The organism is Moorena sp. SIO3I8 (assembly GCF_010692325.1).
In the GTDB taxonomy this organism is placed as follows: domain Bacteria; phylum Cyanobacteriota; class Cyanobacteriia; order Cyanobacteriales; family Coleofasciculaceae; genus Moorena.
On record NZ_JAAHHW010000192.1, the window covers coordinates 1 to 8,402 of the forward strand.

Here is an 8,402-nt window from a genome sequence, read left to right on the forward strand (position 1 = left end):
GGAGTAGGGAGTAGGGAGTAAAGAAAAAAAAAAATAGCCGCAGAAATACTATCCACGACTATTTCAAATCTTGATGTCACAAAATTAGCAAACCTAACCTGATCAGATCCTATCTGATTCGACCAAAACCTTGGCCAGGGGGGAAACCCCCCAGAAAATTAGCGATGCAGCGCGGTCTTGGGGGTTTCCCCCATGAGCGACTGCATCAAGACAAGGTGTTATGGCAACAACCAATACTTGGTTATTGTAGTGCTCACTTCCCCTGGAACATCAGTCGCTTCCAGAGGGGTCCATTCCGCAATCTCCGCATAGCCTAGGGCATACAGCATTTGCATACTATAAAGTACTGATTGACGAGAACCTTTCAGAGTGTGCTGAGCAGGTTGTTTCTTGAAGTTTTGGCTGAATTGTTGTGACATTATAAAAAATCTCATTTCGGTTTATATTGATTATTGTAATGATTATGATTGTAATTGTCAAGGGTTTTGAAAAGTTTTTTTTGGGAAGTTTTAGGATTAATAAAAAATAAGCGTTCGCGTAGCGTCTCTTTCAGAGAATCGCTTTTAGCGGAAGCGGTCGCGTAGGGTGACATGCAGGTCAATCGCGTAGTGTATCGTTCAAATAATCGCTTTTATAAAATTAGCGATCGCATAAACGCGGAAGGTTCGCGTGACTCGCGTAGGGTGACATGCAGGTCAATCGCATAAGCGCAGAAGGTTTACGTGACTCGCGTAGCGTCTCTTTCAGAAAATTGCTTTTTTTTACTAGTATTTTGTGATAGCGTTTATTGCATTTATGAGGTACGCTTATCAACCTCAAAGTCCCCCTTTTTAAGGGGGATTTAGGGGGATCATTTTTTACCTCATGGCAGAGAGAATAGCTATAACTAGTAATTTTAACAATAGCGCTGGGAGCAGTAGCTTCTAAAATAGACAAGGTTTAATCAGCGCGGAGATTGTAACGATAAAATACAAATTACTGATTTGCTATAATAAAGTAACCTATCAGCCAAATACACAGGATTGTTTTCCCACTTCCCTGTTCCCTGTTCCCACTTCCCTATTCCCTGCTCCCTGCTCCCTGCTCCCTAAAACCAGAAACTCTGTACCTCACCAAATTGAAAAACGCTATATAACCCCAGACCAAGAGCTACCAATATGTACAGACTGTACTAGGATCTGGTTTCACCGACTTCATCGTTTTGCCCTGATCGTAGTCAAAGGTTTTATCACAAAAGCCACTTTCACTTTCCAACGCACAATTCAAAACGGTTTTATAATTTTTGCGATGATGATTGTCGATAATCTCAAATTTACCCATTAAGTTGTCTCGAGAAAATGAAACTAGATAAGCATAGGGCAAATGCTGGTATCTTTCAGGTTTATATGGGACACAAGGAACTTTATCATAAACATTTTGGATACGAATAGTTCGTGTCTCCGGGTTTTGTTGAGGTGCCTGTTGTTGATAAAATTCTACAAATGCTTGGTTGCCTACACGAGGGGAAGCATAGTTGTAGCTTACAGACTTGATATCTGGTCTAGACAACGCCATATCAAGTGTGAATAAAGTGCTCAGTGTAGAGCCTAAACTATGGCCAGTAATATACAGAGTATCGATCGGTTTTTCAGATGCTTGATATTTATCAACTAGGGCAAACACTTGATTCTGCATCGAGGGTGTGTTCCCATCACTATTGGAATAGATATGGTAGAAACCTGATTCAACCCTAAGCTTAGATGGAACTACAACATCTTCCTGATAAGGTACAAATGTTGTATGATTAACACCAAAATTATCTATTAAATCCTCTGTCGAAGAAGTACCTCTAAAGGCAAATATATAAGTGTAAGGAGACTGCTGAGATCGAAACACTAGACCATAACACTCAACAGTTTTGTATTTATTAAAAATCGCATCAACACCAGTCCAGTAGTCTACAAAATCATAACCATCCGGTGGAGACACCTCAAGACACTCAGCAGGGTTTTGCTTATCAAAAGCATCATAAGTTAGACCGCTTGCTTGCGCTAAAACGATGGCCCTGGTGGAATCAAGGTCAGCAGTTGTGAGGTAAGTAATTGTGTTATCCATCACGCATGCTTTCATTAGGATGGCTATATATAGCCATCCTATCTGATGTGTGAAAGAAATGGTCTGCTTTAAGGCAGGAAGCAGACGGCAGATGGCAGAACGTAAGGGAGAAGGCACCACTTTTTAACAATTCCAGTGATTTTACAAATACATTACATAATTTAGGATTGCTATATACGCTTCCTCCCCACTAGCAAGGATGAAGCCAATGGCATTACTCTCGAGTCTTTTAAACCCTAGTAATGTAATTATTTTTTGCACAAAAGTCCATACAATTAATTGCTGCTTCAGAATTAGCAACAGAAGGATGCACGGTACACTTAAGACGATAATCACCAGTAAAAAACTGACAGTTAGAACAGGGAATTTGATGCAGTCGTTTGGCAACAGCAAAACTTTCTCGAACTGCTGACAAAACCGTCCAAGCTAGAATCATCATTAGCCCCCAAGCCAAACAAAAACAAATCAGGTTTAGATAAGGCTGGAGGGCATAGATCAGTACGTAAAGGAGTTGAAACACAATTTAATAGACTTCTTGCAGAAGTCGGGAACAGCGGATCTGGGAACAGGGAGCAGGGAGCAGGGAGCAGGGAGCAGGGAGCAGGAACCCACCCCTAACCCCTCCCAGGAGGGGAAAAGAGGGAAGAGGTAAAAATTTTGTGTACCTCATAGCTATGATAAACGCTATAATCTTTGCTCCTAATAACTAAAAGGGAATATCATCTAAATCTTGTTGATGACTAGGGCTACCAGACGTTGGGTTTTGAGGAGATGAAGACCCAAAAGAAGAGTCAAAACTTTGCTCAGTATTTTGTTCAGTGCTGGTATAAGCAAAATCTTGTTCGGTATTGCTAGGAAAAGAAACAGATGACGACATCCGATGTTGCTCCATGGATACAACCTTATCATGGGTTTGGGGACGGGATGGTTCTGGGGTATGGTTGAAAGTTCTGTCCGAGGCCATGACTTGTGGCTCGAAGTGATCATCTGTTCCCAATTTGTGAATCCGGGAAACATTCAATTCTGCCCGTTTTTCCTTGAACCCTTCTGGTCGCTCAATCACATTCATCCTTAAGCTACCTTCAATCACCACGCGATCGCCTGTGGAATAGTTTGTTTTAATTTCATTAGCCAAATATTCCCCCCAACCTACCACTTTTAAGGTTGATGGGGATTCCTCAGCCTTGAGACCGGAGAATTGTACTAGCATCTGAGTCAGGGGTGTCTGATTCTCTGAGGTGTAACGCAGTTCTGGATCTTGAATAATTTGTGCCATTAAAATGCAGCTGTTCATCTCGTATCTCCCTTGTCCTTTCAGTGTTGACTCTTCATTATAGAACAAGCGTACCAATACTCTAGGCTTTTCTTTGAGTGAACTTAACCTACCAACAATTAACTAACAACAATAGCGTAGCGGCTTTCCTCTGAGCTCTACAAACACTCTGAGGAAAGCCACCGCTATGCCTATTAACGTAAGCATTCAGCCGTCAGCTATCAGCCGTCAGCTTATTTTATTCAAAAGCTGTTCGGTGTAGCTTGCGCTATGGGCATAAACTGTTCCCGTAGCGTGACCACAGGCCTTTGGCTGATAGCTGATAGCTGATAGCTGATAGCTGATAGCTTACCTGTTAACAGCCGATCAATCCGATTTATGACACGGCTGAAGGTTGCGCTTCTACACCTTGTTCTTGTTCAACGAATTCCTGAACATGGTTGCGATAATGCTTGAGGTTTTCCTCGGCCCAATCCCGGTCATCGCTGTTGGCAAAAATATGAACTAAGGGTTCGCCAGCATCGGGTAAAATCAACACCCAGTTATCATTTTGCGCGTTGATAATTTTAACGCCATCAACAAGTTCGAGCTGCTCACTGGGATGGGTTTCGACCAGATGACGCATCAGGCTACCCTTAACTGTCCAAGGACAACGCAGGGTAACGGTTTTGTACCATACCCGGGGGAGCTCAGCGCGAATATCAGCAAGCGATCGCTCTTGGACTGTCAGCATCTCGATCAACTTGGCGATTCCAAACATAGCATCAAAGCCTGGATGTAGTTGGGGGAAAATAAAGCCCATATCCCAACTGCCTCCCAATACCACATTGGGGTTGCTTTGAGAAGCTTCCATCAGTGCTGTGGGGTTAGCTTTGGTGCGGATCACCTTGCCATCATGGCGTCGGGCAATTTGTTCCACCGCACTTGATGTCTGCACTGGAACCACCACAGTTCCCCTGGGATTAGATGTTAACATAATATTGACCATCAGTGCAGTCAATACCTCACCTCGAATCGACATTCCCGATTCATCCACCAAAATAAACTGTTCCCCATTAGCAGAGACCTGCACGCCAAAATTGGCTTTTAGGGCTTCGACCACCTGACCCAGCTGATTGAGCAAACTCTCTCGTTCTTCTGTGGAGATAGCTGTTTGTTTCAAACTGGCATTGAGGACTACTGCATCAGCGCCAAATTTCGCTAACAGTCGGGGTAACACCGCACCAGACACGGCATAAGCATAGTCAATAACTACCTTAGAACCACTGTTGCGAATTGCCTCTACATTGAGATGCTTCTCAAAAGCAGTACCGTAGATATCGATTAACTGGATCGGGTAGTTAACATTACCGATATCATTGATCTGGACTCGTCTTAGGTCTTCTTTGAAGTAAGCCCCCTCAATTTTTTTCTCTTTACCCTTGCTGATATTAATTCCCTTGGCATCAATAACTTCGATCAGGATATGATCTGGTCGGTCAGGATGCACTCGCACATGGATACCCCCCTCAACCCCTAGGGTTGGTATCACGGTTCGAGCCACAGGAATTGCAGTTGCATCTAGGTTCTGGACATCGACACCCACAGACATCAATCCCCCAATCAAAGACCGGGTCACCATGCGACAGATACTACGCTGGTCACGGGAGAGTGATACTTGGGAGCCTAGTTTTAAGGTAGACCCATAAGCCGCTCCCAACTTAACGGCAAATTCCGGAGTAATATCGATGTTGGCTAAGCCTTGGACACCCCGCTGACCAAAAAGATTCCGTTGGGCAGTGTTGCCCCAAATTAAATTGATATTCAATGTTGCACCTGATTCTATAGTTTTACTTGGCCAAACCCTTACAGTGGGACTAATTTGAGCTTCTTCTCCCACTTTAGACAGGGAACCGACAACGGCACCTTCGAAAACCTGAGCACGACGGTCTATCCTGGTTCCCCTGGAAATGGTGCAGGCACTCAGATTAACCTCTTCACCAATCAACGCTCCATTCCAAATAATCGGTCGTTTCAGGTTAGCGTAGGCAGAGATGGTAACATTATCGCCAATTACTGTTCCTGCTTCGATGTGGGCGTTTGGACCAATCCGGCAGTTGCTACCAATTAGTACTGGGGTTTCAATCTTGGCAGTAGGGTCGATATAGGTATTTTGTCCCACCCACAGTCCTGAGGATTGTTCTGGGTAAGCAAAGTCTAGTGTGACCTTATTCATTAAGCCGTCATACTGGGCTTCTCGGTAAGCCTCCAGGTGACCGACATCACACCAATATCCCTCAGCCACATAGCCATACATTGGCTCATCTTTCGCGAGGAGTTTCGGAAACAGGTCTTTGGAAAAGTCACATTCCTCATTTGATGGCAGGTACTCTAGAACCGATGGTTCGAGAATGTAAGTGCCAGTATTAACAGTATCGGAAAAAATTTCTGAGGTCGAAGGTTTTTCCAAAAATCGGCGGATGCGCATTTCCTTATCGGTGATCACCACCCCGAACTCAACGGGATTAGGAACGCGAGTTAGGATTAATGTCGCCTTTGATTTCTTAGCTTTATGAAATTCAATCGCAGCAGTCAAATCAAAGTCGGTGATGCTATCGCCACTAATGACTAAAAAGGTTTCATTGAGTAATTCGGAAATATTTTTAACACAACCTGCAGTCCCCAGAGGCTGTTCTTCTTCTACCGCATAGGTCATCTTTACCCCAAAGTCACTGCCGTCTTGGAAGTAGTCCCGCATGACATCTGGGAGATAGTACAGAGTGGCAATGACCTCATTGATATTGTGCCGTTTGAGTAGATTAACGATATGTTCAGCAATGGGTCGATTCAGGATTGGCACCATGGGCTTGGGCAGATCACAGGTCAACGGTCTCAGCCGTGTTCCTGAACCACCAGCCATCAGCACTGCTCGCATAATTCCTCCTCTTTTAACCCGTTAAGGGGTTTGATCATCTTGTCTACGTTCATTTGTCTTGTTATGGGCTTTTTTTAGTGAAGTACTTTCCGATACTTTTTAGCTACCAAAATCTACCCTCGTAGACTTTAGCCCGCCAATGCAAGATGCAATAGCATCCAGGGGGTATCTCCGCGCTTCTCTGACGGAATATCCCGCGAGCGCCATAAAAATGTCAAAAAAGTTCGTTCCACCGGGATTTAAGCGCAACTATTTTTACCTTGGTTTTCGGCTTTAATTTAAGTTACATAATCATCCGTGTCGGTGTTACCATAATTTAACTCTCACAAATCATAAGAGTTTTTGGTAGACTATGGGACATTTTTTCTAGCTTTTTACTCACCTCCACAAACAGTGACTTGATCTCAAAACCGTGATTTTGGCATGCTAGCGTCGATAGTGAGTCATAAAAGAGTGCTTTCGACAAAGACTGGCGGAACTATAACTAACGACATTGGTGTCGCCAAGTTTTCTCCGAGCTCAGAAGAAAGATCGCGTGTTGACCCGCTCCTTCTTCACTCACGTAATCATGACTACTGAGTTTGGCTAGTCTGTCACTCCTAAGGGTCACACCACAAATGAAGACTAGAGAAACTGGATCTGGATCAATGCTACTAGGAGCTGTAATCCGAATCAATTCGGTTGATTAACCTACACACTTATGGTATTGAGGTCATGGTCTAACACTGGCTTGATAAGGTAAAATTATCATTAATATAAAAATTATCTTATAAAAAGCACCGGAGGTGAAAAACCATGTCACAATAACCAAATGTCTTCTACCCAGATTCATCAAGGGTAGTTAAAACCGCCCCAAGGGCTCGCTTTTAATCCCTGTCAGGCGAGACGCCTATCTGACTTGAGACGGGGTTTCCAAATATGGCAAGATTTTTGATGAATGGCTAACTTAATTGTCTTCGGGTTACTGGTAGTCTATGGGTATGGCGTGTGGAAATTCTGGAGGGGGTTTGAGCGCACTGACTTCAGCCGGAGCTTAACCAATCGGATAGCATTGTCACTGTTGTGGCCAGCTTTAATCGTTGCCAATAAGTCCTATCGCAAAAACTTTACTAAAGCCCTTAAGGGCAGATAGGAGTGCTAGATAGCAGTGGCGGTATTTGGCTGATTGGTGGAACCACGGAAAGTGTGACTCTGGCAAATGCGATCGCGTCCAGGGGGATTCCCTGTACAGTAACGGTTACCACAACGGTGGCTAAATCCCTCTATCCCCAAACCCCAAATTTAAGGGTTCAAGTCGGACGTTTAGATACAAATGGGCTAGAGCAGTTTTTGGAGAAGCATGGTATTGTAGCGATCCTAGATGCCTCTCACCCCTATGCAGTGGAAATTTCCCAAATAGCGATTTCAGCTGCTTGTGCTCGGCATATACCTTACCTGCGTTTTGAACGGCAACAGCTAAATTCTCAGGTAAGTTCTGAACTAGACAATTCACCAATAATTTATCTCAATAGTTTCCAAGACCTGATTGCTGGTAACTATCTCCATCACCAGCGGGTATTGCTGACCATCGGTTACAAAAATTTACCCTTATTCCGTAGCTGGCAAGACCAGTCAACCCTATACGCCAGGATTCTGCCGAGTGTTACTGCCATCGATGTAGCGATCGCATCTGGATTTAGCCCAGATCGAATTATTGCCCTGCGTCCTCCGGTACCAGCTGATTTGGAAAAGGCACTCTGGCATCACTGGGACATCTCTGTGGTTGTCACCAAGGCGTCTGGGGTTGCTGGGGGAGAAGATATTAAACGAGCCCTAGCTGCTGAGTTAGGCATCTCCCTAGTTATCATTACTCGCCCAGTTGTTGATTATCCGCAGCAAACCAGCAATGTATCTGTGGCATTAGAGTTTTGCCATCGTTATGTTTGAACTATCCTCCCCCTTAAATAAAAGGTAAGCATTCAGCCTTTGGCTGACGGCTGACAGCTGAACGCGCAGAGTGCATCTCAGTTTTGTAAGACTCAAGTTGAAAATTGCCCGTTGAGGTAGGCACACCGATGCTTCAAGACTTGTGGGACGTTACTCTCATCCCACTGAGCCCCCGAAATCTTGATACGCCGACCC

8 protein-coding genes are annotated in these 8,402 nt (G+C 44.3%); 2 read left to right on the forward strand and 6 right to left on the reverse strand.

Annotated elements, in window-relative coordinates; all coding sequences use genetic code 11:
* Positions 1-218: 218 nt before the first annotated feature.
* The 6 genes from F6K51_RS34225 to F6K51_RS34250 all read right to left on the reverse strand — a co-directional run bounded on the left by F6K51_RS34225 (position 219) and on the right by F6K51_RS34250 (position 6,281).
* Positions 219-419 carry a hypothetical protein gene (locus tag F6K51_RS34225; RefSeq protein ID WP_293029671.1) on the reverse strand — a complete coding sequence of 67 codons (201 nt, stop codon included), beginning with the start codon at positions 417-419 and terminating at the stop codon, positions 219-221.
* A 730-nt stretch (positions 420-1,149) separates the two neighbouring features.
* On the reverse strand, positions 1,150-2,094 hold the full coding sequence (locus tag F6K51_RS34230; protein ID WP_293029676.1) for a lipase family protein: 945 nt from the start codon (positions 2,092-2,094) through the stop codon (positions 1,150-1,152).
* A 229-nt stretch (positions 2,095-2,323) separates the two neighbouring features.
* Positions 2,324-2,533 carry a hypothetical protein gene (locus F6K51_RS34235; protein WP_365940530.1) on the reverse strand — a complete coding sequence of 70 codons (210 nt, stop codon included), beginning with the start codon at positions 2,531-2,533 and terminating at the stop codon, positions 2,324-2,326.
* 84 nt (positions 2,534-2,617) lie between these two features.
* Complete coding sequence (locus tag F6K51_RS34240) at positions 2,618-2,764, reverse strand: hypothetical protein (RefSeq protein ID WP_293029688.1); 147 nt, start codon at positions 2,762-2,764, stop codon at positions 2,618-2,620.
* A gap of 36 nt (positions 2,765-2,800) precedes the next feature.
* Positions 2,801-3,388 carry a single-stranded DNA-binding protein gene (locus F6K51_RS34245; RefSeq protein ID WP_293029693.1) on the reverse strand — a complete coding sequence of 196 codons (588 nt, stop codon included), beginning with the start codon at positions 3,386-3,388 and terminating at the stop codon, positions 2,801-2,803.
* Positions 3,389-3,743: 355 nt separating this feature from the next.
* Positions 3,744-6,281 (reverse strand): mannose-1-phosphate guanyltransferase, encoded by a 2,538-nt coding sequence (locus F6K51_RS34250; protein ID WP_075899271.1) that lies wholly within the window; start codon positions 6,279-6,281, stop codon positions 3,744-3,746.
* 937 nt (positions 6,282-7,218) lie between these two features.
* On the opposite strand from F6K51_RS34250, the gene F6K51_RS34255 reads away from it, so the two are divergent.
* Together F6K51_RS34255 and F6K51_RS34260 are read left to right on the forward strand one after the other, a co-directional pair.
* Complete coding sequence (locus F6K51_RS34255; RefSeq protein WP_008178699.1) at positions 7,219-7,413, forward strand: hypothetical protein; 195 nt, start codon at positions 7,219-7,221, stop codon at positions 7,411-7,413.
* 2 nt (positions 7,414-7,415) lie between these two features.
* Positions 7,416-8,207: a cobalt-precorrin-6A reductase gene (locus F6K51_RS34260; protein WP_293029701.1), complete on the forward strand. Its 792-nt coding sequence runs from the start codon at positions 7,416-7,418 to the stop codon at positions 8,205-8,207.
* The last annotated feature ends 195 nt before the right edge of the window (positions 8,208-8,402 follow it).

What these genes read in the sequence shown, in the direction of transcription:
- F6K51_RS34235 (WP_365940530.1), bottom strand. Translation starts at nt 2,533, where the DNA reads ATGATGATTCTAGCTTGGACGGTTTTGTCAGCAGTTCGAGAAAGTTTT.
- F6K51_RS34225 (WP_293029671.1), bottom strand. Translation starts at nt 419, where the DNA reads ATGTCACAACAATTCAGCCAAAACTTCAAGAAACAACCTGCTCAGCAC.
- F6K51_RS34240 (WP_293029688.1), bottom strand. Translation starts at nt 2,764, where the DNA reads ATGAGGTACACAAAATTTTTACCTCTTCCCTCTTTTCCCCTCCTGGGA.
- F6K51_RS34255 (WP_008178699.1), top strand. Translation starts at nt 7,219, where the DNA reads ATGGCTAACTTAATTGTCTTCGGGTTACTGGTAGTCTATGGGTATGGC.
- F6K51_RS34245 (WP_293029693.1), bottom strand. Translation starts at nt 3,388, where the DNA reads ATGAACAGCTGCATTTTAATGGCACAAATTATTCAAGATCCAGAACTG.
- F6K51_RS34230 (WP_293029676.1), bottom strand. Translation starts at nt 2,094, where the DNA reads ATGGATAACACAATTACTTACCTCACAACTGCTGACCTTGATTCCACC.
- F6K51_RS34250 (WP_075899271.1), bottom strand. Translation starts at nt 6,281, where the DNA reads ATGCGAGCAGTGCTGATGGCTGGTGGTTCAGGAACACGGCTGAGACCG.